This window comes from Streptomyces sp. NRRL F-5123, assembly GCF_000721495.1.
Taxonomy (GTDB): Bacteria; Actinomycetota; Actinomycetes; order Streptomycetales; family Streptomycetaceae; genus Actinacidiphila.
This window is the reverse complement of sequence record NZ_JOHY01000190.1, coordinates 1-395: the sequence shown is the minus strand read 5'-3', so window position 1 is coordinate 395 and position 395 is coordinate 1. Positions and strand designations below refer to the sequence as shown.

The 395-nt window shown below is 75.2% G+C and carries 1 pseudogene; it reads left to right on the top strand.

The window, feature by feature from the left end:
- Positions 1-19: 19 nt before the first annotated feature.
- Positions 20-395: pseudogene (locus tag IH54_RS41100) on the top strand (3-ketoacyl-ACP synthase); the annotation flags it as partial.

Here is a 395-nt window from a genome sequence, read left to right as displayed (position 1 = left end):
GTGGGCGGACACCAGTTCCATGACGGGTCACTTGGGCGGTGCTGATCTGGCGCGGCTGACGCGTACGGGTCTGGCGCCGATCCCCACCGAGGACGGACTCGCCCTCTTCGACACCGCGCTACGGGCCGACCGCGCGACGGTGGTGCCCGCACGTCTCGACCTGCCCGCGCTCCGCAACCGCGCGGCCCAGGGCAGCCTTCCCGCCGTCTTCGCCTCCCTGGTGCGGCTCCCGCTGCGCCAGGCGGCGGCGCCCGTCGCCGAGGAGGCCCGGTCGTGGACGGCCGGCATGGCGGCGTTGGGTGCGGAGGAGCGGTCGGCGGCGCTGGCGGCGCTGGTCGGGGCGCAGGTGTCGCTGGTGTTGGGGCACGGTTCGGCGGGTTCGGTTGATCCGCAAC